The organism is Patulibacter ginsengiterrae (assembly GCF_056269115.1).
Window position 1 is genome coordinate 161,310 of record NZ_JBWDOG010000005.1, and the last position, 20,568, is coordinate 181,877.

Genomic DNA, 20,568 nt, shown 5'->3' on the forward strand with positions numbered 1-20,568 from the left:
TCGCGCCATCGAGGGAGAAGATCGGGATGCTGAGGAAGACCATCGTGGCGATCGCAGCGCTGGCTGCCGTCGCGACGACCGCCGGTTGCGGTTCGTCGTCGGGTTCGTCGTCGGAGTCGGGGGCCAAGACGTTGCGGGTCGGGATCACCGACAGCCCCGTCGACTCGCTGAACCCATTCGTCGCGCAGTACGCCCTGCCGCTGGCGGTGATGCGCGACGTCTACCCCCACCTCGTGGGCTACGAGGGCGACAAGGTCGCCGCGGACTTCGCCAGCTCCTGGACGACGTCGAAGAACGGCCGGACGCTGACGTTCGCGCTCCATCCGGGCGCGACGTGGAGCGACGGCAAGCCGCTGACCTCCGCCGACGCGCTCTGGACGATCCGGACGACGATGAAGTTCGCCAAGGGGCCGACGGCGAGCCTCGCCTTCATGCTCGCCGGGATCACCTCGGCCAGCGCGCCCGACGACCACACGCTCGTGCTGCGGCTGGCGGCGCCGCTGAGCACCGCCGTCGCCCAGCTGGCGATGCTGCCGATCCTGCCCGAGCACGTCTACGGACCGCACGCGACCGGCGACGGTGCGGGCCTGCGGCGCTTCGCCAACCCCGCGCCGGCCGTCTCCGGCGGGCCGTTCCAGCTCGCCGAGTACCGCAAGGACGAGTTCCTGCTGCTGAAGCGGAACGCGAGCTTCTACGGCACCAAGCCGAAGGTCGGCGGGGTCGGCATCCGGATCTACAGTGCCGGTGACGCGCTGGTCTCCGGCCTTCGCAACGGGGAGATCGACGAGGCGAAGGTGCTGCCGCCGACGGTCGTCCGCGACCTCGAGGGCGACGCCAAGCTGCAGGTGAAGAAGGCCCCGAGCGCGGACGTCTACGTGCTCGGCTTCAACTCCAACCCGCGCAAGCCGAAGCACCGCGAGCTGCTCGACCCCCGCGTCCGCAAGGCGTTCGCGACCGCGGTCGACCGCAAGCGGCTGACCGACACCGCGACCGTCGGCACCGGCACGGTCGTCGACAGCCTGCTGCCGCCGAGCATCGGCGGCGACTGGATCGATCCCGCCCAGAAGCTGCCGCCGGTCGACCTCGCGGCGGCCAACCGCCAGCTCGACGCGCTCGGCTTCAAGCGCGGCTCGGGCGGCGTCCGCGTCGCCGACGGCCACCCGATGAAGTACCAGGTCCGGTTCGTCTCCGGCGGCGAGTACGAGCGGCAGTTCGAGAGCCTGAAGGACGACCTCGGCCGGGTCGGCGTCGCGCTCGTCGCCGCCCCGTCGGACGCCAACTCGTTCGTCGCGGCCGTCCACGGCCCCGACGGCAAGTACCTCGACACCGACCTCTTCCTCAACGACTGGATGTCGCTCTACGACCCGTCGCTGCAGCTGAGCGTGCTCTCCTGCGGACAGCTCGGCAACTTCAACGACGCCGGCTACTGCAACAAGACCTACGACGCGCTGCTGGCGCGGCAGACGACCGAGCTCGATCCCGCCAAGCGCCGCGCGACGGTCCGGCAGATGCAGCGGATCCTGGGCCAGGACCTGCCGTGGATCCCGCTCTACGCGAGTGCGATCCTGAACGCGCACAGCAGCGACTGGGACGGGTTCGTGACCAGCCCGTACACGACCAACTTCCTCACCAAGGGCGCGTTCTCGAACGTGCACCGGACGAACTGAGCGACGGATGAACCGCGGTCTCGACCAGTTCCTGCGACGAACGGCGGTGGCGCTGATCACGATCTTCGCCGCGATCAGCCTCAACTTCCTGCTGTTCCGGGTCGTCCCCGGCGACGCCGTCAGCAACCTGGCGCGGGTGCCGGGCTCGACGGTGGCGCAGCAGGAGGCGCTGCGCCACGAGTTCGGGCTCGACCGCTCGGTCGCCGCTCAGTACGTGGCCTACTTGCGTGAGCTGCTGCACGGCAACCTCGGGCGCTCGTTCGCCAACGGCCAGCCGGTCGTCGACAACCTCCGCCAGGCGCTCGGCAACACGCTGCCGATGGTGCTGCTCGGCACGCTCGTGGCGATCGTCGCCGGGATCGCGACCGGGATCCTCGGGGCCGTGCGGCGGGGCACGCGGACCGACCGCGCGGTGACCGTCTCGGCCTTGACGGTCTACGCGCTGCCGGCCCAGTGGGTCGGCCTGCTGCTGATGTTCCTGCTCGGCGGGGTCTTCCCGTCGGGCGGGCGCGTCGACGAGTTCCTGATCGACCCGAGCCCGTGGCAGCACGCGACGGACGTGCTCTGGCACATGACGCTGCCGGCCGTCGTGGTCGGCCTGACCCTGTTCGGCCAGTACGCCCTGATGACCCGGACGGCGATGCTCGAGACGCTGTCGGAGGACTACGTCCTGACCGCCCGCGCCAAGGGCCTCTCGACCGGGCGGATCGTCCGGCAGCACGCCCTCCGCAACGCGATGCTGCCGATCTCGACCCTGATCGCGCTGTCGCTCGGCACGGTCGTCGGCGGCGTCGTCCTGATCGAGACGGTCTTCTCGTGGCCGGGCATCGGCCGCGCCGTCTACAGCGCGGTCACCCAGCGCGACTACCCGATGCTCCAGGGCGCGTTCCTCGTCCTGACCGTGACCGTCGTCGCCTGCAACTACGTCGCCGACCTCCTGTACCAGCGACTCGACCCCCGGATCAGCGCATGAGACCGACCCTGCTCCTCCGTCAGCCGGCGGTCGCGGTCGCGGCCGGCGTGCTCGGCCTGACCCTGCTGGTGGCGCTGTTCGGTCCGCTGCTGGCCACCAGCGCCCCCGGCGAGCGGGTCGGCGCGATCTTCGCTTCGCCGTCCGCCGCCCACCCGCTCGGCCTCGACGACGCCGGTCAGGACATGCTCTCGCTGCTGATGCGGGGCGCCCGCACGACGCTGATCGTCGGCGCGGCGGCGAGCCTCGTCGCGGTCGTGATCGGGGGTGCGGTCGGGACCGCCGCCGGCTACCTCGGCGGCTGGGTCGGTGGCCTGCTGATGCGGATCACCGACTACTTCCTGGTCGTCCCGGCGCTGCCGTTCATGATCGTCGTCGCGGCGATCTGGGGGCCGAGCCTGAGCCACATCATCCTGGTGATCGGCCTGCTCTCGTGGCCGCAGATGGCGCGCCTGACCCGCGCCCAGACGCAGTCGCTGCGCGAGCGCGGCCACGTCCTGCGGGCCCGCGGGCTGGGCAGCAGTCACGTCCGGATCATCGCCCACCACATCCTGCCCCACCTGGCGCCGCTGGTCGTGGCCAACGCCGCGCTGATGGTCGCGACCGCGATCTTCGCCGAGGCGGCGCTCGCCTTCCTCGGCCTCGGGGACCCGTCGAGCGTCTCCTGGGGGCGTCTGATCGAGCACGCCTTCAACCGCTCGGCGCTGAGCGCCGGGGCGTGGTGGGCGTTCGTGCCCCCGGGGCTCTGCATCGCGGCCGTGGTGGTCGCCTGCAGCGTGATCGGCCAGGCCATCGCCGAGGCCTTCAACCCGCAGATGCAGCGCAGCCACCTCGCCCCCCGGCGGGTCCGGCTGCGGGCGGCTGTCGCGCCGTCCCCGACCGTCCCCGTGCCGGCGACGACCACCGTGGAGGAATCATGAGCGCTCCGGTCCTCGAGGTCCGCGACCTCAACGTCTGGTTCGACGGCCCCGACGGCCGTGACGTCCACGCCGTCCGCGGCGTCAGCTTCGACGTCGCCCCGGGCGACCGGCTCGCGCTCGTCGGCGAGTCCGGCTGCGGCAAGACGACGACCGTGCTCGCGGCGCTCGGCCTGCTGCCGGCGAGCGCGTCGGTCTCGGGCTCGGTCCGGATCGACGGTCACGAGGTGCTCGCCGGCGGTGACGCGGCGATCGCCCGCTATCGCTGGTCCGACCTCTCGATCGTCTTCCAGGGCGCGATGAACGCGCTGAACCCGGTCCGGACCGTCGGCAGTCAGATCGCGGAGGTGCTGCAGCACGACGGTCGGCTGTCGCGCCGGGCGGCGAGCCGGCGCGTCGGCGAGCTGCTGGAGCAGGTCGGGATGGCGGCGGCCAACGTCACGCGGCATCCGCACGAGCTCTCGGGCGGGATGCGCCAGCGCGCCTGCCTGGCGATGGCGCTGGCGGGCGAGCCGCGGGTGCTGTTCGCCGACGAGCCGACGACCGCGCTCGACGTCGTCGTGCAGGCGCAGATCCTCGAGCTGCTCGACCGGCTCGCCGACGAGCTCGGTCTGGCGGTCGTGGTCGTCAGCCACGATCTCGGGCTGGTCGGTCAGCTCTGCGACCGAGCGATGGTGATGTACGCCGGCCGGGCGATCGAGACCGGCTCGACGGAGTCGCTCTACTGCGCGCCGCAGCACCCGTACACGCGCCTGCTGTACGAGGCGACGCCCGGCGTCGGCGACGCCGCCGACCGGCCGCTGCGCTCGATCGGCGGGAGCCCGCCAGCACTCGACGTCGACTTCGACGGCTGCGCCTTCCGCGATCGCTGCCCGAGCGCGGTCGACCGCTGCGCCCTGAGCGAGCCCGAGCTGGCGATCGTCGCCTCCGGCCAGCAGGCCGCCTGCCATCTGACCGCGGGAGCGGCATGACCCCGTCACCCCACCTGCTCGAGGTCGAGGACCTCGCGCTCCACCACCACGTTCCGCGGACGCTGGCCGACCGGGTCACCCGCCGGCCGGCGCGGGTCGTGCGCGCGGTCGACGGGGTCTCGCTGCACGTCGCCCGTGGCGAGCTCGTCGCGCTCGTCGGCGAGTCGGGGTCAGGCAAGACCTCGACCGCGCAGAGCGTGCTCGGTCTGGCGAAGCCGTCCCGCGGGACCGTCCGGATCGACGGCTCGGCGATCGAGGGCCTCAGCTCGCGGGCGATGCGTCCCTGGCGCCGCCAGATGCAGATGGTCCTGCAGGACCCCTACGGCTCGCTCGATCCCCGCTCGACGGTCGCGTCGATCGTGGAGGAGCCGCTGCTGATCCACCGGATCGGTGGCACGGCGGAGGAGCGCCGCGCGAAGGTGACCGGGGCGTTGGAGCGCGCCGGTCTGCGGCCGGCCGAGACCTTCCTGCCGCGGCGTCCGCGCGAGCTGTCGGGCGGCCAGCGCCAGCGGGTCGCGATCGCGGCCGGCCTGGTCCTCGAGCCGAGCCTGCTGATCGCCGACGAGCCGGTCTCGATGCTCGACGTCTCCGTCCGCGCTGGCGTGATGGGGCTGCTGCGCGGTCTCTGCGACGACGGCGACGCGGGGATCCTGCTGATCACCCACGACCTGGCGACGGTCGCGCACTACGCCGACCGCCTGATCGTCATGTACCTCGGGCGGATCGTCGAGCAGGGACCGACGCGCACCGTCCTCGCCGATCCCGCGCACCCGTACACGCGCGCCCTGCTCGGCTCCGTGCTCGATCCCGACCCGCGGGAGCGGGGGCGGCGGGCGGTGCTCGGCGGTGACGTGCCCGATCCCGGCGCGCGGCCGGCCGGCTGCGCGTTCCATCCGCGCTGCCCACGGGCGGAGGACGCCTGCCGCACGGTCGATCCGGCGCTCATGGAGGTCGGCGACGAGCAGCCCGCGCACCGGTCTGCCTGCCTGCGTCCCTGGGCCGGGGACCGGCCCGCGGCCGTGTCGGAGCCGACGCCGGGTCCAGTACGGTGATGCCGTGAGCGAGCCCGAGCCACATCCGCCCACGGACGCCGACGACGCGCCAGCCCCGCCGTTTCGCCCGATCAGCGGGGCGCGGGCCTTCGAGGAGGTCGTCGACCAGCTCACCTACGTGATCCGGGCCGGCTACTACGCGCCAGGCGACAAGCTGCCGACGGTCGGCGACCTCGCCGACCTGCTCCACGTCAGCCGGCCGACGGTCGGCGACGCGGTCCGGGTCCTGGCGCTCTCCGGCGTCGTCGAGGTCCGTCGGGGGGCGACCGGCGGGATCGTGGTCCTCTCGAGCAACGTGCCCGCACCGCTGCAGAGCTTCGACGGCGAGCAGAGCGCGCGGGAGATGATCGAGATCGTCGAGGCCCGGCGCCCGATCGAGATGGAGCTGGCGCGGCTGGCGACGACGCGGGCGACCGAGCGGGACTTCGACGAGTTGGCGAGCGCGGCGGCGCTGCTGCACGCGGCGACCGATCGCGACGCGGTCCTGCACGCGGAGAACCTCTTTCACTACCTGATCGGCCGCGCTGCGCGCAGCGATCTCCTGGCGCGCTACCAGCACGAGATCCTCGAGGCCAAGACCGCCCTGCTGAGCTCGTGGAACGCCCAGATGGATCACCAGGGCATGGCCGAGATCCACGACGAGACGCTGGCGGCGCTGCGGACACGCGACGAGGCAACCGTACGGGTGGCGATGGACCGTCACCTGCACGACATGGAGGACATCGTCGGGCGGGTCTGGCGCGGGCGCGGCCAGTCCAAGTCGTCCGCGAAGCGGCCTCCGATCAGCGGGACCTGACCCCCGGGGGCGCGCTCGTCGCCTCGGACGGGCGCGGCACCGGGCCGGTTCGGTCGCTTAAGAACAAAGTCTTTGATCTTTGATCTTTAAGTCGCTACTGTGGCGGCATGACCAACGCCCTGTCCGCCGAGGACCTGAACGCGGAGCTCCTCGCCGAGGTCGCCCGCCACGCGGAGCGGACGATCGAGGTCCGGCGCCAGCTGCACGCGCATCCGGAGCTGGGATTCGAGGAGCACGCGACCGCCGCGTTGGTCGCCGACCGCTGCGAGGCGCTCGGCCTGGCAGTCCGGCGCGACGTCGGCGGCACGGGCGTGCTCGTCGACCTCGACTCGGGCCGCCCGGGCCGCACCGTCCTCGTCCGTGCCGACATGGACGCGCTCCCGATCGACGAGGTCGACGACGGGCGGCCGTACCGCTCGACGGTCCCCGGGGTGATGCACGCCTGCGGGCACGACGGCCACACCGCGATCGCGCTGAGCGTGGCCACGACGCTGCACGCCCTCCGCGACCACTGGAGCGGTCGGGTCCGGGTCTGCTTCCAGCCCGCCGAGGAGATCGACGACGGCGCCCGGCGGATGATCGAGGACGGTGCGCTCGACGGCGTCGACCGCGCGGTCGGCCTGCACCTCGCCTCGCTGATGCCGACTGGCACGCTCGGGATCGCCGCCGGCCGGACGCTGGCGAGCCTCGACACCTTCGAGATCACCGTCGCCGGCATCGGCGGCCACGCCGGCGCCCCGGCTGGCGCGATCGATCCGCTGCCGATCGCCGCCGAGACGATCCTCGCCCTGCGCGACCTCGGTGCGGCGGACCACGCCCATCCGTCGGTCGTCACCGTCACCCAGATGCAGGGCGGGACGACGCCCAACGTGATTCCCGCCGACGTCGCCCTCGCGGGCACGATCCGCACGCTCGACCCGGACGGGCGCGTCGCGCTGCGCGAGGCCGTCGCGCGAACCGCCCGCGAGACCGCCGAGCGTCACGGCGGGACGGCCCGGTTCGCGCTGCTCGGCGACGGCTGCCCGGCGCTGACCAACGAGTCGGCGGTGACCGCGCTCGTGGCGGCGGCGCTGACGGACGCGTTCGGTGGCTCCCGGATCCAGCCCGTCGCGCCGCAGACCGGCTCCGACGACATGGCGCGCTACCTCGACGCCGTGCCCGGCTGCTACTTCGCCGTGGGCGCGGATCCGGGGACGACGCTGCCGCACCACCACCCCGCCTTCGACATCGACGAGCGATCGCTGGCGATCGGCGTCGAGGCGCTGACGCGGGCGACGCTCGCGCTGCTGGCCTGAGTCGCTCGACGCCGAGCCGAGCCGAGCCGGACCGCGACCCAGAACCGGGGGCGCGACCCCCACACCAACCCGAGACCGAGGAACCGTTGCCATGAACGACGTCCGTCCGCCCGCAGGGGCCCCGTCACCCGTCACGACGACCATCGACCACCCGGTGCCGCTGTCGGTCGTCGGCGACTGGCGCGAGGCCACCGACCCCGCCGGCCGCTGCTTCGACGATCCCCGCCTGCGGCTCGACAACGCCGCCTTCGCCGGCCGCGTCCGCGCGGCGGCCGCGATCCTCGACGGGCACGGCCTCGGGCCCGGGGACGTGCTGGCGATCATGCTGCCCAACCGCGTCGAGCTGGTCGTGGCGATGGTGGCGGCGTGGCGGTTGGGGGCGGCCGTCACCCCCCTGAACCCGAAGCTGACCGCCGACGAGACGCGGCACCAGCTCGAGGACTCCGGCGCCACCGTCGCGGTCGTCGACGACGAGACGGCCGCCCACGTGGCGCCGGTCGTCGAGCGGCTGGTCGCCGTCGAGCGGCTCGGGGACCCGCTGCCGGTCGGGGCGGTACCCGACGCGGTGGCCCGGCCGGAGGACCTCGCGCTGCTGATCTACACCAGCGGCACCACGGCCCGGCCGAAGGGCGTGATGCTGTCGCACGCGAACCTCTCGTCGATGCTCGAGATCTGGATGGCGTGGGGCTCGATCTCCGCCGCCGATCGCGCGCTGCTGGTGCTGCCGCTGTTCCACGTCAACGCGATCGTGATCAGCGCGCTGGCGCCGCTGCTGTCCGGCGCGTCGGCGGTGATCGGGCCCCGCTTCGACCCGCGGAGCTTCTGGGACGACGTCGAGCGCGAGCGGCCGACCTACGTCTCGGTGGTGCCGACGATCGTCAACGCCCTGGCCGCGCTGCCCGACGACCGGCGTCCGGACACGTCGTCCCTACGGTTCGTCGGCTGTGGCGCGGCGCCGGTCAGCGCCGAGCTGCTGGACGGCTTCGAGGCCCGCTACGCGGTCCCGATCGTCGAGGGCTACGGGCTCTCCGAGTGCACCTTGGCCACCGCGATCAACCCGCTCGACGGGCCACGCAAGGTCGGCACCGTCGGTCCGGCGCTGCCCGGCACCGAGCTGCGCGTCGTCGGTCCGGACGGCCAGGTGCTGGGCCCGGGCGAGGAGGGCGAGGTGACGATCCGCGGGCCGCACGTGATGCGCGGGTACCTAGGTCTGGTCGAGGAGACCGCCCGCACCCTGCGCGAGGGTTGGCTGTACTCGGGCGACCTCGGCTCGCTCGACGCCGACGGCTACCTGTCGATCACCGGTCGCAGCAAGGACCTGATCATCCGCGGCGGCGAGAACATCGCGCCGAAGGAGATCGAGGAGGTGCTCGCGTCGCATCCGGCGGTGCTGGAGGTCGCCGTGGTCGGGGCCCCGGACCCGCACTTCGGCGAGCAGGTCGTCGCGTTCGTCGGCTTGCGGGACGGGGCGTCGGCGACCGAGCGGGAGCTGCTCGACTTCTGCGCCGCCGGCGGGCTCGCCCCGTTCAAGCGTCCGCGGGAGGTCCTCTTCGTCGACGCCCTGCCCAAGAACCCGGTCGGCAAGATCGTCAAGGGGCCGCTGCGGGAGCGGCTGGTCGCGCGTCCGGACGGCTACGTCAACCCCGACGCCCGGTCCGTGCTGCCGGAGCCCGCCGACGCGAGGCCGGGGGCGGCCCGTCGCTTCCACGAGTCGATCCCGGGCTACGCTCCGAGCCGGCTGGTCGAGGCGCCGTCGCTCGCCGCCGAGCTGGGGGTCGCGGCCCTCCACGTCAAGGACGAGTCGGCCCGGCTCGAGCTGCCGTCGTTCAAGGTCCTCGGCGCGTCGTGGGCGGTCGCCCGGGCGCTGCGCCAGCGACCGGGCCTGGAGCACGCCGAGAGCTTCGACGACCTGCGGCAGGCGCTCGCGACGGAGTCCGACCTGACCCTGACCTGCGCGACCGACGGGAACCACGGGCGGGCGATCGCCGCGCTCGCCCGCCGGCTGGGTCTGCGCGCCCGGATCTTCGTGCCCGACGCCGTCTCGTCCGCTCGCGCGCGGGCGATCGAGCGCGAGGGCGCCGAGGTGGTGGTGCTGCCGGTCGACTACGACGAGGCGGTCCGGACCGCCGCCGCAACTGCGGACGAGCGGACGCTGGTCGTCTCCGACACCTCGTGGGCGGGCTACGAGCGGATCCCGGGCTGGGTCCTCGACGGCTACGCGACGATCTTCGAGGAGGTCGACGAACGGCTGACGCGGCTCGGCCTCGCCGGGCCGGACGTCGTCGTCGTGCAGATGGGCGTCGGAGCGTTCGCGGCGGCCGTCGTCGCGCACTTCAAGCAACAGGACCGGCCGACGCCGGCCCGGATCCTCGGCGTCGAGCCGCACGACGCGGCGTGCGTCCTGGCCTCGCTGCGGGCGGGCGGGCTCACGACGGTCGGCGGGCCCCACGGCTCGGCGATGGACGGCCTCAACTGCGGGACGCCGTCGCCGGTCGCGTGGCCGGCGCTGCGGGCCGGCCTCGACGCGGTCGTGACCGTTGGTGACGGCGACGCCCATGCGGCGATGCGCGACCTCGCCGGGTGCGGGGTCGAGGCCGGCGAGAGCGGCGCGGCCGGGCTCGCCGGCCTGCGGACGGCGACGAGCGCGCCGGGGCCGCTGCGTGCGGCGCTCGGACTCGATCGCTGCGCGCGGGTGCTGGTCTTCAACACCGAGGGCGCGACCGACCCGGTCAGCTACCGCGCGGTGGTCGGCGTCGCCGCCGGCGGGCGCTGACGCGCGCGCCCTCCGTCGCCGCCGAAGCCGTGTCGCGAGCCACCGGAGCGGGCCGGCTCACCCGGCCGGGGCCGGCGCCCGGTCGCGGGCCGGCGAGGCCCTCCGCGCGGGGGAAGGGCGTGCCGTACATTCACCCGTCCCAACCCAAGGATCCGCATGAAGAAGTTGCTCGTCGCGTGCGTCGTCGGCCTAGCCGCCCTCGCACCCGCCACCGCCTCCGCCGCCAGCTCGACCACGACCGAGGGCAAGACGGTCTCGTACGCGGCCGGCAAGCTCCAGGTCAAGTCGAAGAAGGGGACGTTCACGTACCTCGTCGGCAAGGCCACCGACTGCGGCGTCAGCCGGGGCCAGATGGGCGGCGAGATCCGCTGCGCGGACCTCAAGCAGAAGAAGTACGCCCGTCAGTCGGTGACGGTCACCTGGCACCTCGAGGGCAAGAAGCGGGTGGCCGAGCTGGTCGCCGTCCACCTGAAGTAGCAGCGAGCGAGTCCCGGCGGCGCCGCGCTCAGCCGGCGCCGTCGGTGCGGGGGACGGTGCTCTCCCGGGGACGGATCGGTCCCCGGAACGAACCCCGCCTCTTGCCTCCTCCTCCGGTCGCTGCGATCTTGTGCTCGTGGCCGCCTCCGACTCGTGGTGCCCCGGCGGACCGGGGCGCGCAGTCAGGAGCCCGGGGCGGCCCGCGGCGCACCCCTGCGTCGCGCCGGAGACGCAAGCGAACGATTGGGAAGGCTCGTCGTGCAGATCACGCGAAACACGTCGGAGACCGCTGCCGGGCCGAGCGACTGGTTCACCGGGTCGGTCTTCATCGACACGATCGCCGCCCCGGAGGCGTCGTCGCGGATCGCCGCGGCCAACGTCCACTTCACGCCCGGTGCGCGCACCGCCTGGCACACCCACCCGCACGGCCAGACGATCTGGGTCACCGAGGGCGTCGGGCTCTGTCAGCGCGAGGGCGGCCCGATCGAGCTGATCCGTCCCGGCGACCGGGTCTTCTTCGCCCCGGACGAGAACCACTGGCACGGCGCCGCCCCGACTCGCTTCATGGTCCACGTCGCGATGCAGCAGGTCGACGACCAAGGCAGCCCGGTCGTCTGGGGCGCCCACGTCAGCGACGACGAGTACGCCGCGGCACCGCCGCTCGACGGCTGAGCGACCCGGGGTCAGCGGCGCTCGCGCGCCGTGGCCTCGATCCCGTCGCCGGCCGGCCGCTGGGCGACGACCGCGTCCCAGGTCTGGTCGATGCGGGCGACCATCGCGAGCTCCTGGTCCCGGATCGTGCGGATCACCCGGGCGGTCTCGTCGTCGCCGAGGCGCGTCGCCAAGTGCTCCAGCAGGTGGCAGGTCGCGATCTCGAGGTGGGCGAACGCGTAGGCGTCGCGCGTGGTCCGGGCCCACCGGTCGCCGCGGAACCGCTCTGCCAGCTCCGTCGCCAGCGCCGTGCGCAGCGCCCGGAGGTCCTTGCGCGCCGACGCGCGGTGCCCGTAGGCCTCCAACCGCCCCTCCAGCAGCACGAGGTGGTGGCCCGCCTGCTGGTGGTGGCGACGCAGCTCGCGCACCATCCGCTGGTCGCGCTGCATCGAGAGCAGCGACGCGAGCACGTGCTCGACGTCGAGCTCGATCGCGTGCGCGTCCCCGAGGTAGTCGACGAGCTGCTGTTCGAGCTGGTCCTCGGTCATGCGGCGTCCCTTCGCTCGGCCTTCCCGTACCCGGAACGCGGGCGTCGGTCACGCCGATGGCGGGAGCATCGGCTCAGGTGGACGCTCCCGGGGCGATCGTGACCGGATCGGTCGCGCCGGACGCTCGCACGGCCTGCTGCCGGTCCCGCTGGACCTCGCGCCGCCAGAGGTGGAGCGGGATCGCGAAGCAGATGCCGACGAGGGCGGTCGCGGGGAGCAGGATCCACCAGCGGTCGATCCCGTGGCGCTGGGCGTCCCAGCGGCTCCAGGTCAGGAACGCGATGCAGCAGATCGCCAGGTCGGCGGTCAGCTGCGCGGCGGGGATCGTCTCGACCCAGGCGCGGAAGTAGCCGCCGATGTCGAGCCCGTGCGACGCGAGATAGGCGACCACGAACCCGTTGGGGACGAGGAACCCCGCGAGGGTCAGGCCGAGCAGCAGCCGCTGGCGACGGTGGCTCGCGCCCACGGCGGAGTTGGTGGCGGTGGACATCTCGACCTCCTGAGCGCCCTCGGCCGGCAACGCCGCGAAGGCTGGTGGGACCTGTCAGGCGGAGAGCGTAGCCGCCGGCCTGCGTCGCGCTTCAGCGGAGCAGGCCGGGCAGGCCGTGGAGATCGACGTCCCCGGCCTCGGTCAGCAGGATCCGCAGCCCGTCCTCGAGCGCCGTCAGCCGGTCCTCGCCGAGCTGGTCGATCCAACGTCGTCGCTCGGCGACGATCGCCCGGGCGGAGACCGCCAGCAGCTGCCGGCCACGCTCGCTGACGTTGAGCCGCTGGGCGCGGCGGTCCTGGTCGGCGGAGCGCGTGATCAGGCGGGCGTCCTCCAGCCGGGCCACGGTCTTCGCGGCCGCCTGCTTCGTGATCCCGAGCCGACGCCCGAGCTCGGAGGTCGTCACGCCCTCGCGGCCGATCGCCTGGAGGGCGAAGCCGTACAGCGGGCGAACGTCGTCGAAGCCCTCCGCGTCGAGCTGCGCGTGCATCCGGTCGAGGACGAGGCGGAACCCGCCGGCGAGCAGCAACGGGAGATCGGTCTCGAAGCGTGGCGCGGGCACCCGGCGATGATCCCGACTTGACCGGCGGAGGACAACCTGATTGTCTATCGACAACCTAGTTGTCCAATCTTGGAGCGACCCATGTCCCCCGTCGTACGCGCCGCTCAGGCGCGCCTCACCGTCACGCCGAACGCGGCGATGACCACGTTGGCCTCACCGACGCTCGGCGGGACCGAGCAGCTGAGCGTGTGGCGCGTCGCGATGGTCGCGGGCTCCGCCGGGCCGCTGCACGTCGCCGACGCCGAGCAGGTCCTGACCGTCGTCGACGGGCGGGTGCGGGTGACCCTCGACGACGTCGCGCTGGACCTGGACCGGGGCGACGCCGTCGTGCTCCCGGCCGGATCCGCGCGCCGGATCGAGGCGCCGGAGGCCGTCGAGCTGCTGGTCGCGGGGGTCGCGCGCGTCGCGGTCAGCGTGCCCGGCGAGCCGACCGGTCGCGGGACGCCGCCCTGGATCGCCTGACCGGCGGCCGAGCGCCGGCGGCCGGGTGCGGGTCAGTCCTCCTGCGGTGCGGGCACCGCGGCCGGCCCGCCGCTGCGGAGCTTGCCCTGCCACTTCTCCTCGATGTGGCCGTAGCGCCAGACGAGCAGGGCGACGACCCAGGTGCCGACGAAGAGGGCGACGATGAAGTAGCCGACGGCCTGCAGGTCGAGGCCGCCGAGGACGTCCCAGACGGGACCCTCGAGGTGGAGCTTCTCGACCAGGATCGAGACGAGCTCGATCGAGCCGACGATCAGCGCCACCGCCACGGAGAGTCCCGTGATCGTCATGTTGTAGTAGATCTTCCGCACCGGTTGGGCGAACGCCCAGCCGTAGGCGAAGTTCATGAACGCGCCGTCGATCGTGTCGAGCAGCGACATCCCGGCCGCGAACAGGATCGGCAGGCAGAGGATCGCGTAGAACGGCAGCCCGCCGAACGCGGCGCCGGCGGCGAGGAAGAGCAGCGCGACCTCGGTCGCGGTGTCGAATCCGACGCCGAACAGGATCCCGATCGGGTACATCTGCCACGACTTGGTGACCGAGCGGGTGAAGCGCCCGTAGAAGCGGCTCATCGCCCCGCGCTGCTCGAGCTGGCGCTTCAGCTGGTCCTCGTCGAGTCGTCCGGCGCGCATGTGCCGGAAGACCCGCACGATCCCGATCAGCACGACGAGGTTGACCAGGCCGATCACCATCAGGAACGTGCCGGAGACCGCGGTGCCGACCAGTCCGGTCACCGATTGTAGGGTCGAACCGTCGTTCTCGACCTGGGCGCCGAGCGCCTTGAGGCCGAAGGCGAACAGCAGCGCGAGCGCGAAGACCACCGTCGAGTGGCCGAGCGAGAAGAAGAAGCCGACCCCCAGCGGCCGCTGGCCGTCCGACATCAGCTTGCGGGTCGTGTTGTCGATCGCGGCGATGTGGTCGGCGTCGAAGGCGTGGCGCAGGCCGAGGGTGTACGCGGTCAGGCCGAGCCCGAGGCCGAACACGCCGGTGCTGCCGAGGACGAAGTGGTCGGGCACCACGAGCACGAGCAGGATGAAGAAGCCGAGCACGTGCAGCAGGGCGACGACGGCGAGCATCGCGGCGATCCGGCGCCACTCCGCCGGACTCAGGGAGCCCTTCAGCCGCGACCAGCGGTCCACACGCCCGGACGTGAGCGTTGGTGACGCTTGCATACGAGACCTCGCTTGGTGAGCAGGCCGTCATTTGCGGTTGCATCGGCAAATGAGGAAGCGGTTCGAACGTACAGCAACTGCTCTGTTCCTGCAATGATTTTGCACTTCGTCTGTGGGTCTCGCTACGGGCTGCTGGTGCGGTTGGGGATCTTCTCCGTCGCGCGTCTGGGGGCGTCGGGCCGCAGGGCGGATGCCGTGCGGATCGGTCGGTGGGCGGTCGCCGGCGGGTGTCCCGGAGGTGGCTGGCGCCGGCCCCTGCCGAGGGCGGTCCAGGGGGGAATATGCCGATAGGCATAGGGATATCGTCCGCGTCGCTCCCGGGCGGCGCGTGGGCGAGTGACCGTTCCCGGGTCGCTCGGAGGCGCGGCCTGCGTCCAGGCTATTCCGGGCGTGGGCGCCCGTCCCGTCGCGTGAGCTGGTCTCGGGCGCGGGGGTATATGGGCGCCAGGGCCTTCTCGCCATCTTCCTTTTATTGCGACCTATTTGCAGTTGCGAAAGGATGCTCGGCCTGGATCTTGCTAACGCGCATGGACGGCGAATTAGAGGTGGACTCAGCGAGTGTCGGTCGGTAGTGTCGCGGCGGAGTCAGCAGGCGAGCGACCGAGATTTTCGGTGGATACGGAAGCGTGTCTCTCGCACCCCAGGACGACACGGAGAGGGCGCGGTCGATGAGCACGATCCCCGGTGACGCCGCCTCGGGCAGCCAGATCCCGTGGCACGAGCGTCAGCCCGCGCGCTTCGCCATCGAGACCCTGCGCGGGGTCGGCCAGGTCGACCTCCAGGACAAGCTCGTCACCGGGGTCCTGATCACGATCGCGCTGTTCTCGGCGGGCTGGAAGCCGGGGGTCTTCGGACTCCTCGGGGCCGGGGTCGCGACGGGCACGGCCGTGGTCCTGGGCGTCGACCGTCAGCGCATCTACCACGGCCTCGAGGGCTACTGCGGCGCCCTGATCGGGATCGCGGCCGTCACCTACCTCGGCCTGCACCCGTCCTCCTGGCTGGTCGCGATCAGCGGCGCGATCGCCTGCACGGTCGCGACGGCGGCGCTGTCGACCACGCTCGGCGTCTGGAGGCTGCCCGCGCTGACCGGGCCGTTCTGCCTGGTGGGCTCGGCGATCGTGATCGGCGCTCCCGGCTTCGAGCGGATCTGGCACGGCGGGCCGAGCGCGGCCTCGGTCCCCAGCATCACCACCGGGAGCACGTCGATGACGCTCGGGAACCTGGTGGAGTCGTTCTTCACCAACGTCGCCGAGATCTTCCTGCTCGACAAGTGGTGGGCCGGCGCGATCATGCTCGTGGGCCTCGGCCTGGCCAGCCGCACGGTGCTGGCCGCAGCCGCCGCCGGCAGCGTGATCGGGACGCTGACCGCCTGGGCCGTCGGCGCCCCGGCGTCGCTGATCACCGAGGGCATCTACGGCTACAACGCGGTCCTGGTGATGATCGCGCTGGGGGCCACGTTCCTCGCCCCGACCGCGACCAACCTCGCCTTCGCCGTCGCGGCCGCCGTCTTCTCGACCGTCCTCACGGCCACGATGGCCAACCTCTTCGCCCCCGTCGGGGGCCACACCCTGACGTGGCCGTTCAACTTGACGGTCTGGGCGTTCCTGGCCGCCGTGCCCGTCTTCACCGCCGTAACGACCCCGAAGCAGAAGGAGCCGAGCGCCCCATGAACCTCTCGCCTCGTGAGCAGGACAAGCTGAACATCTACATCGTCGCCGACCTCGCACGAAGGCGGCGCGACCGAGGGGTCCCGCTGAACTTCAGCGAGGCCGTCGCCCTGATCTCGGAGGCGATCCTCGAGGGCGCCCGAGACGGCAGGACCGTCGCCGAGTGCATGGAGCTCGGCAAGCAGGTCGTCTCGGCCAAGGACGTGATGGACGGCGTCCGCGAGATGGCCGATCTGATCCAGGTCGAGGCGACCTTCATGGACGGGACGAAGCTCGTCTCGTGCCACGACCCGGTCGGCGGCTGAGGAGCGATGGCCACCGAAGGTCACGCTCGGGCCGCCGCCGTGATCCTGGTCGGCGGACACGAGAGCGACGGAGGCCGGACGCTGCCGGTGCTCGACGGCCAGCGTGCGCTCGCGGGGCTGACGCCGCAGGTGGCGGCGCCCGGACGCGAGCTGGAGCAGGCCATCGAGCAGGCGCTCGCGTCGCGGGTCGCGGAGCACCCGGTCGTCGTCGTGCCGATGACGCTGGGACGCGACCCGCGCCTGGTCGCGAACACCGCCCGCACGGTCCGTTGGGCGGCGCGCGGCGCACACGCCGGAGCGATCGCCCTGGCGCCGCCGTTCGGTACTGCCGACCACCTCATCAGCTGGCTGCGGGCGGCCTGCCGCCGGCTCAACGACGACGACACGGCGATCCTGATCACCGCGCGGATCGCCGACCCGTTCGACGACGCGGAGCTGTACCGGATCGCGGCGCTCGTGCGGACTCACGGCACCCACGCGATGGTCGAGGTCGGCCTGCGGCCGGCCGGCGGCGGCCACCTCGAAGGCCTCGAGCGCTGCCGGCGGCTCGGAGCGACCCGGGTCGCGGTGGTGCCCGCCGACTTCAGCGTGCCGGAGGGCGCGGACGGGCCGCTGCTCTCGGCCTCGGCGGTCGCCCCGGTGGTCGCCGCCCGCGTCGCGACGGCGCTGCACCGGCTCGCCCGCCACGGCGACGACGGGGTCGCGACGGCCCACGACGCCGACCACCACCACGGCTTCGCGCACAGCCACGGCGACGACGGCCCCCACGGCCACGGCCACGCGCACGGCCCTGACCACGCGTCCGGCGGCGAAGGCCACGACCACCGCCACCCGCACGACCACACCGATTCCCACGCCCGCGACCATCTGGCCGTCGGCTGAGCGAGGAGCACCGAGATGGCAGCCAACGACCGATACATGTTCGCCAGCGGCGACATCGAGATCAACGCCAACCGCGAGAAGACGAAGCTGCGGGTCGTCAACACCGGCGACCGCGCGATCCAGATCGGGTCGCACTACCACTTCTTCGAGGCCAACCGGGCGCTGCGCTTCGACCGCGTCGCCGCGCTCGGGAAGCACCTCGACCTGCCGGCCGGCACCGCCGTCCGCTTCGAGCCCGGGGACACCCACGAGGTCCAGGTCTGCAACTACGGCGGGCTCGGCTTCCTCGCCGGGTTCAGCGGGCTGGTCCAGGGCGGCATCCGCGGCCGCGACAACCGCAACCACGCGATCGAGCGGATGCGCGAGCTCGGCTTCGAGGACACCGGCGAGACCGACGACGCCGGCTACGAGAGCTCCCAGACGGTCGCCGAGCCGAAGGGCCGGGCCAAGACCAAGCGCACCACGAAGAGCACGAAGAGAGGCCGATGATGACCAAGATCTCGCGCAAGGAATACGCCGACCTGTTCGGCCCGACGACGGGCGACCGCGTGCGGCTCGCGGACACCAACCTCGTCATCGAGATCGAGAAGGACTTCCACGAGGGCCGCTACGGCGACGAGGCGGTCTACGGCGGCGGCAAGACCGCCCGCGACGGGATGGCCGCCGACCCGTCCGGCGTCTCGGCCGAGGGGATGCTCGACCTGGTCATCACCAACGCGATCGTGCTCGACCCGCTGCTCGGCGTGGTCAAGGGCGACATCGGGGTCCGGAACGGCCTGATCGTCGGGGTCGGCAAGGCCGGCAACCCGGGCATCCAGGACGACATCCACCCCGAGCTGATCATCGGCGCCGGCACCGAGATCATCGCCGGCGAGCACACGATCATCACCGCGGGAGCGATCGACACCCACGTCCACTTCCTCGCCCCGCAGCAGGCCGAGCACGCGCTGACCAACGGCATCACGACCCTCTTCGGCGGCGGCACCGGCCCGACCGACGCCAGCAACGGCTGCACCTGCACCCCGGGCCCCTGGAACATCCAGCGGATGCTCGAGGCGAGCGAAGGGATGCCGGTCAACATCGGGATCATGGGCAAGGGCAACTCGAGCCTGCCGATCTCGCTCAACGAGCAGCTCGAGGGTGGCGCGGCCGGGCTGAAGGTGCACGAGGACTTCGGCGCGACGCCGGCGGTGATCGACTGCGCCCTGAGCGCCGCCGACCGCTACGACGTCCAGGTCGCGATCCACACCGACAGCCTCAACGAGTCGGGCTACTTCGAGGACACGCGCTCGGCGTTCAACGGCCGCGCGATCCACACGTTCCACAGCGAGGGCGCCGGCGGCGGCCACGCCCCGGACATCATGCGCGTCACGGGCGAGCCGAACGTGCTGCCGTCGTCGACGAACCCGACGCTGCCGTACGGGATCAACTCGGTCGACGAGCTGCTCGACATGGTGATGGTCTGCCACCACCTCAGCCACGACATCCCGGAGGACGTCTCGTTCGCCGACAGTCGCGTGCGGGCGGAGACGATCGCCGCCGAGACGGTGCTCCACGACCTCGGCGTGATCAGCATGATCTCGTCGGACTCGCAGGCGATGGGCCGCGTCGGCGAGTCGGTCACCCGCGCGTTCCAGATCGCCCACCACTGCAAGGCCCAGTTCGGGGCGCTCGCGGAGGAGACGGGCAACAACGACAACCAGCGGGTGCTCCGGTACCTCGCGAAGGTGACGATCAACCCCGCGATCACCAACGGGGTCAGCCACGCGATCGGGTCGATCGCGCCGGGCAAGGTCGCTGACCTCGTCCAGTGGCCGATCGCCTCGTTCGCCGCCAAGCCGCGCCTGATCGTCAAGGGCGGGATGGTCAGCTGGGCGGCGATGGGCGACCCGAACGCCTCGCTGCCGACCCCGCAGCCCGTCTACTACCGGCCGATGTTCGGCGCCTACGGCAAGGCCCGCCAGTCGACCGGCGTCACGTTCATGGCCGAGGCCGGGATCGCCGCGGGGATCCCCGAGCAGCTCGAGCTCGACCGCCAGATCATCCCGGTCCGCAACTGCCGCTCGATCGGGAAGCAGCACATGGTCCGCAACGACCGGGTGCCGAACATCCAGGTCGATCCGGAGACGTTCAAGGTGACCGTCGACGGCGAGATCGTGACGATCGACCCCGCCAAGGAGCTGCCGCTCACCCGGCTGTTCTTCCTGGTCTGATGCGCTCCGCGGACCTGGTCACCTGGCAGTTGATGGACTCGGCCTTCCCGAGCGGGAGCTACACGCTCTCGCACGGGTTGGAGGGCTACGCCCAGGACCGCGCGATCGACGCGGCGGCGGTCCCCGGACTGCTGCGCGACCTGCTGCTGCACGCGATCGGTCCGGCCGACGCGACCGCCCTGGCGCTCGCCCACCGCGGGGCCACGAGCGATGACTGGGAGCTGGTCCGTCAGGCCGACGCGCGGCTGCTGGCCAGCAAGCTGACGCTGGAGCCACGGCAGGCGTCGCTGCGGATCGGCCGCCAGCTGCTGCCGGTCTGCGCCGAGGTCTTCCCCTCGCCGCAGCTGGAGCGGCTGACCGAGCTGGTCGCCGCACGCGAGACGCCCGGGACCCAGGCCGTGGTCACCGGCGTCGTCTACGCCGGGATGGACGTCGGCTGCGCCGAGGCGGTCGCGGCCGACCTGTTCGCCTTCTGCACCTCGTTCGCGGGGGCCGCGCTGCGGCTGCGACTCGCCGACCACCGCAGCGCCCAGACCCTGATCCGCGGGGTGGCGCCGGTGATCGAGCAGGCGACGGCGGCGGCGGTCCTGCGCCCGTTGGAGGACGTCGGCGGCTGCGCACCGCTCGTCGACGTGATGTCGGCCCGGCACGAACGGGCCGAGGCAAAGCTGTTCGCGAGTTGA

The 20,568-nt window shown here is 72.5% G+C and carries 21 protein-coding genes; 17 read left to right on the forward strand and 4 right to left on the reverse strand.

Features of this window, described 5'->3' with window-relative positions; translation table 11 throughout:
* Window positions 1-26 precede the first annotated feature (26 nt).
* The 10 genes from ACVUH9_RS09810 to ACVUH9_RS09855 all read left to right on the forward strand — a co-directional run bounded on the left by ACVUH9_RS09810 (window position 27) and on the right by ACVUH9_RS09855 (window position 11,590).
* Entirely contained in the window at window positions 27-1,667 is a 1,641-nt protein-coding gene (locus tag ACVUH9_RS09810) for an ABC transporter substrate-binding protein (RefSeq protein ID WP_475756343.1), read from the forward strand.
* A 7-nt stretch (window positions 1,668-1,674) separates the two neighbouring features.
* On the forward strand, window positions 1,675-2,640 hold the full coding sequence (locus ACVUH9_RS09815) for an ABC transporter permease (RefSeq protein WP_475756344.1): 966 nt from the start codon (window positions 1,675-1,677) through the stop codon (window positions 2,638-2,640).
* A complete protein-coding gene (locus ACVUH9_RS09820) occupies window positions 2,637-3,557 on the forward strand; it encodes an ABC transporter permease (RefSeq protein WP_475756346.1) in 921 nt (306 codons plus the stop codon). Before ACVUH9_RS09815 ends, ACVUH9_RS09820 begins: the two co-directional genes overlap by 4 nt.
* Window positions 3,554-4,525, forward strand: coding sequence for an ABC transporter ATP-binding protein (locus ACVUH9_RS09825; protein ID WP_475756348.1), 972 nt, complete (start codon window positions 3,554-3,556; stop codon window positions 4,523-4,525). Before ACVUH9_RS09820 ends, ACVUH9_RS09825 begins: the two co-directional genes overlap by 4 nt.
* A complete protein-coding gene (locus tag ACVUH9_RS09830) occupies window positions 4,522-5,577 on the forward strand; it encodes an oligopeptide/dipeptide ABC transporter ATP-binding protein (RefSeq protein ID WP_475756349.1) in 1,056 nt (351 codons plus the stop codon). The genes ACVUH9_RS09825 and ACVUH9_RS09830 overlap by 4 nt, the downstream gene beginning before the upstream one ends.
* A gap of 4 nt (window positions 5,578-5,581) precedes the next feature.
* Window positions 5,582-6,373 carry a FadR/GntR family transcriptional regulator gene (locus ACVUH9_RS09835; protein WP_475756351.1) on the forward strand — a complete coding sequence of 264 codons (792 nt, stop codon included), beginning with the start codon at window positions 5,582-5,584 and terminating at the stop codon, window positions 6,371-6,373.
* A 107-nt stretch (window positions 6,374-6,480) separates the two neighbouring features.
* Window positions 6,481-7,668 (forward strand): M20 metallopeptidase family protein, encoded by a 1,188-nt coding sequence (locus ACVUH9_RS09840; RefSeq protein ID WP_475756353.1) that lies wholly within the window; start codon window positions 6,481-6,483, stop codon window positions 7,666-7,668.
* A 91-nt stretch (window positions 7,669-7,759) separates the two neighbouring features.
* Window positions 7,760-10,441 (forward strand): diaminopropionate ammonia-lyase, encoded by a 2,682-nt coding sequence (locus tag ACVUH9_RS09845; RefSeq protein WP_475756355.1) that lies wholly within the window; start codon window positions 7,760-7,762, stop codon window positions 10,439-10,441.
* A 156-nt stretch (window positions 10,442-10,597) separates the two neighbouring features.
* On the forward strand, window positions 10,598-10,918 hold the full coding sequence (locus tag ACVUH9_RS09850; RefSeq protein WP_475756357.1) for a hypothetical protein: 321 nt from the start codon (window positions 10,598-10,600) through the stop codon (window positions 10,916-10,918).
* Window positions 10,919-11,176: 258 nt separating this feature from the next.
* Entirely contained in the window at window positions 11,177-11,590 is a 414-nt protein-coding gene (locus ACVUH9_RS09855; protein ID WP_475756359.1) for a (R)-mandelonitrile lyase, read from the forward strand.
* 11 nt (window positions 11,591-11,601) lie between these two features.
* Here ACVUH9_RS09855 and ACVUH9_RS09860 read toward each other — a convergent pair whose 3' ends face one another.
* The 3 genes from ACVUH9_RS09860 to ACVUH9_RS09870 all read right to left on the reverse strand — a co-directional run bounded on the left by ACVUH9_RS09860 (window position 11,602) and on the right by ACVUH9_RS09870 (window position 13,166).
* A complete protein-coding gene (locus ACVUH9_RS09860; protein ID WP_475756361.1) occupies window positions 11,602-12,117 on the reverse strand; it encodes a DUF892 family protein in 516 nt (171 codons plus the stop codon).
* A 73-nt stretch (window positions 12,118-12,190) separates the two neighbouring features.
* Window positions 12,191-12,607 carry a DUF2834 domain-containing protein gene (locus ACVUH9_RS09865; RefSeq protein ID WP_475756363.1) on the reverse strand — a complete coding sequence of 139 codons (417 nt, stop codon included), beginning with the start codon at window positions 12,605-12,607 and terminating at the stop codon, window positions 12,191-12,193.
* Window positions 12,608-12,698: 91 nt separating this feature from the next.
* Window positions 12,699-13,166, reverse strand: coding sequence for a MarR family winged helix-turn-helix transcriptional regulator (locus tag ACVUH9_RS09870; protein WP_475756365.1), 468 nt, complete (start codon window positions 13,164-13,166; stop codon window positions 12,699-12,701).
* 81 nt (window positions 13,167-13,247) lie between these two features.
* Here ACVUH9_RS09870 and ACVUH9_RS09875 point away from each other — a divergent pair, with 81 nt between their 5' ends.
* The gene (locus ACVUH9_RS09875) at window positions 13,248-13,628 is read left to right on the forward strand and encodes a cupin domain-containing protein (protein WP_475756367.1); all 381 of its coding nucleotides are present in this window, start codon (window positions 13,248-13,250) and stop codon (window positions 13,626-13,628) included.
* 32 nt (window positions 13,629-13,660) lie between these two features.
* On the opposite strand, the gene nicT is transcribed toward ACVUH9_RS09875, so the two are convergent.
* Complete coding sequence (gene nicT, locus ACVUH9_RS09880) at window positions 13,661-14,818, reverse strand: Nickel transporter NicT (RefSeq protein ID WP_475756369.1); 1,158 nt, start codon at window positions 14,816-14,818, stop codon at window positions 13,661-13,663.
* 668 nt (window positions 14,819-15,486) lie between these two features.
* Between nicT and ACVUH9_RS09885 the strand changes: the two genes are divergently transcribed.
* From ACVUH9_RS09885 to ACVUH9_RS09910, 6 genes are read left to right on the forward strand one after another with little or no spacing between them, the layout of a single operon-like run.
* Window positions 15,487-16,488, forward strand: a complete 1,002-nt coding sequence (locus ACVUH9_RS09885; protein WP_475756371.1) for an urea transporter — start codon at window positions 15,487-15,489, stop codon at window positions 16,486-16,488.
* Window positions 16,485-16,790, forward strand: a complete 306-nt coding sequence (locus ACVUH9_RS09890) for an urease subunit gamma (protein WP_475756373.1) — start codon at window positions 16,485-16,487, stop codon at window positions 16,788-16,790. The genes ACVUH9_RS09885 and ACVUH9_RS09890 overlap by 4 nt, the downstream gene beginning before the upstream one ends.
* A gap of 6 nt (window positions 16,791-16,796) precedes the next feature.
* Window positions 16,797-17,672, forward strand: coding sequence for a sirohydrochlorin chelatase (locus ACVUH9_RS09895; RefSeq protein ID WP_475756375.1), 876 nt, complete (start codon window positions 16,797-16,799; stop codon window positions 17,670-17,672).
* Window positions 17,673-17,687: 15 nt separating this feature from the next.
* On the forward strand, window positions 17,688-18,161 hold the full coding sequence (gene ureB / locus ACVUH9_RS09900; RefSeq protein WP_475756377.1) for an urease subunit beta: 474 nt from the start codon (window positions 17,688-17,690) through the stop codon (window positions 18,159-18,161).
* A complete protein-coding gene (ureC, locus tag ACVUH9_RS09905) occupies window positions 18,161-19,885 on the forward strand; it encodes an urease subunit alpha (RefSeq protein WP_475756565.1) in 1,725 nt (574 codons plus the stop codon). The genes ureB and ureC overlap by 1 nt, the downstream gene beginning before the upstream one ends.
* Window positions 19,885-20,568: an urease accessory protein UreF gene (locus ACVUH9_RS09910; RefSeq protein ID WP_475756379.1), complete on the forward strand. Its 684-nt coding sequence runs from the start codon at window positions 19,885-19,887 to the stop codon at window positions 20,566-20,568. The genes ureC and ACVUH9_RS09910 overlap by 1 nt, the downstream gene beginning before the upstream one ends.

Coding starts and splice junctions, on each gene's coding strand:
- ACVUH9_RS09825 (WP_475756348.1), top strand. CDS start 3,554: ATGAGCGCTCCGGTCCTCGAGGTCCGCGACCTCAACGTCTGGTTCGAC.
- ACVUH9_RS09895 (WP_475756375.1), top strand. CDS start 16,797: ATGGCCACCGAAGGTCACGCTCGGGCCGCCGCCGTGATCCTGGTCGGC.
- ACVUH9_RS09840 (WP_475756353.1), top strand. CDS start 6,481: ATGACCAACGCCCTGTCCGCCGAGGACCTGAACGCGGAGCTCCTCGCC.
- ACVUH9_RS09860 (WP_475756361.1), bottom strand. CDS start 12,117: ATGACCGAGGACCAGCTCGAACAGCAGCTCGTCGACTACCTCGGGGAC.
- ACVUH9_RS09820 (WP_475756346.1), top strand. CDS start 2,637: ATGAGACCGACCCTGCTCCTCCGTCAGCCGGCGGTCGCGGTCGCGGCC.
- ACVUH9_RS09810 (WP_475756343.1), top strand. CDS start 27: ATGCTGAGGAAGACCATCGTGGCGATCGCAGCGCTGGCTGCCGTCGCG.
- ACVUH9_RS09845 (WP_475756355.1), top strand. CDS start 7,760: ATGAACGACGTCCGTCCGCCCGCAGGGGCCCCGTCACCCGTCACGACG.
- ureC (WP_475756565.1), top strand. CDS start 18,161: ATGACCAAGATCTCGCGCAAGGAATACGCCGACCTGTTCGGCCCGACG.
- ACVUH9_RS09885 (WP_475756371.1), top strand. CDS start 15,487: ATGAGCACGATCCCCGGTGACGCCGCCTCGGGCAGCCAGATCCCGTGG.
- ACVUH9_RS09850 (WP_475756357.1), top strand. CDS start 10,598: ATGAAGAAGTTGCTCGTCGCGTGCGTCGTCGGCCTAGCCGCCCTCGCA.
- ACVUH9_RS09830 (WP_475756349.1), top strand. CDS start 4,522: ATGACCCCGTCACCCCACCTGCTCGAGGTCGAGGACCTCGCGCTCCAC.
- ACVUH9_RS09815 (WP_475756344.1), top strand. CDS start 1,675: ATGAACCGCGGTCTCGACCAGTTCCTGCGACGAACGGCGGTGGCGCTG.
- ACVUH9_RS09890 (WP_475756373.1), top strand. CDS start 16,485: ATGAACCTCTCGCCTCGTGAGCAGGACAAGCTGAACATCTACATCGTC.
- ACVUH9_RS09910 (WP_475756379.1), top strand. CDS start 19,885: ATGCGCTCCGCGGACCTGGTCACCTGGCAGTTGATGGACTCGGCCTTC.
- ACVUH9_RS09875 (WP_475756367.1), top strand. CDS start 13,248: ATGTCCCCCGTCGTACGCGCCGCTCAGGCGCGCCTCACCGTCACGCCG.
- ACVUH9_RS09865 (WP_475756363.1), bottom strand. CDS start 12,607: ATGTCCACCGCCACCAACTCCGCCGTGGGCGCGAGCCACCGTCGCCAG.
- nicT (WP_475756369.1), bottom strand. CDS start 14,818: ATGCAAGCGTCACCAACGCTCACGTCCGGGCGTGTGGACCGCTGGTCG.
- ureB (WP_475756377.1), top strand. CDS start 17,688: ATGGCAGCCAACGACCGATACATGTTCGCCAGCGGCGACATCGAGATC.